Here is a 1533-nt window from a genome sequence, read left to right as displayed (position 1 = left end):
CTTTTCTGATGGTGTTAGGTATTCTGAGTAGATATGATTTTTCAAGTCATAATTTCTAGCAAAACTTAGCCTTTCCTTATTAGGTTCATAGCCTAGATTTTTTAAATCCTCTTTACCCCTCAATAAGTTTTCGGCTGCTTCTCTTGGAACATTGTATCTATCCATCATTTGGTCAATTTCAAGATTGTGGTTATCTATAAAGCTTTCTTGCTCTACTTGTCTTTCAATTTGTTTTTCATGCTCAGATAATTTGTATATCTCATAATTTCCACTATCTAAAAGGTCATCAATCTTTCTACTTTCTTCAAATGTTTCACCTTTATATAAAGGGAATTCTTCCCCATTAACTTCTACCTTAGTTCCAGCTTCAATTAAGTTAATTCCATCAAAGGTATTCTTATCTTCTAAAATAAATTCTTTTCCAACCTTTACTGCTAATTTTTCTGATGTTTGAGTTAGATTTTCAAAGATTTCTTCAAGGTATGAATCGTTTCTATATGGAATTACTTCCGAACCCCTAATCATACCTCCCATATACTCCATATTATCTCTAATGGTTACAGTTTTAAGTCCTCCACTTAGTTCATCAAAATCTGTAATGGTAAAGTCCTTATCTTTATATCTAACCTGATCACCTTTCTTAAACTTAGGCTCTATCTTTTCCTTAACTTCTTCTTGTGAAGCTTTTTCCTCACTTAGTGCAACTTGCTCTTCTAAATATGAAAATTCACGCTCATTAACTTCTTCACCATCTCCAAGGTCAATTCTATAATGTTCGACAATTTCGCCGTCTACATAGTGATCAAAATAGAATTTGAAATATCCGATATAATCATCAGTCATTTCTCCAAATTCATTTTCTCCATGAGTTTGATTATGGTCTTTAATATCAATATCCTTTTGTCTTAGGATATTGATTAAGTCTTTAGTTACTATCTGCCCACTATAATCGGGAACTAATTCGTGATTTTCATTAAATTCTACAATCCAGTAATCTTTTCTATTTTCAGTGTTTTTGCCATCAAAAAAAGAAGCTTCATCAGCTTCCTTTTCTGGACTTATTTCATTTTCTAAGCTTCCACGTATTCCTTGATTGCCATTTTCTTCACTGTTGCCATCAAGTTGTTCATCTGTCCTTGGTATTCCTCTGGATTCCCTCTCATCATTTTCTCTGTCAATCCTTGTGCTTTCATCATCTTGACTTTCTCTCTCTTGATAAAGTCCACTGCCTGATTCTGAATTTCCTTCAGGTGGTTCAAAAGTGTTTTCTCCTCGTACATTTTCTGAAGTTTCTTCCAGTTCTCCATGTCTTCGCTCCCTACCAGGTAAGACAGTCTTAGAACTGCGTATGTTGGATTCGGAAATCTCTCCATAAATTCCAGATCCTTCTCCATCATGTCCAAGGTTTTCTCTTCGATCTTCATTGCTATTTCTTCTGTCGCTTCCATCTGTGAAAACTCGTCCATCTCTACTTCTTGACCTATCATCTCGTCTATATAAATCATCTTGACCTCCTCTATCTTCATTTATATT

Annotated in this window: 1 pseudogene; it reads right to left on the bottom strand. The window is 34.3% G+C overall.

Annotated elements, in window-relative coordinates:
• Window positions 1–1533: pseudogene (locus KHW44_RS09525) on the bottom strand (DNA helicase); the annotation flags it as partial.

The organism is Finegoldia magna (assembly GCF_018371055.1).
GTDB classification, from domain to species: Bacteria; Bacillota; Clostridia; order Tissierellales; family Peptoniphilaceae; genus Finegoldia; species Finegoldia magna_I.
Note: the sequence above shows the minus strand (reverse complement) of the source record. Positions and strands in the feature narration are given on the sequence as shown.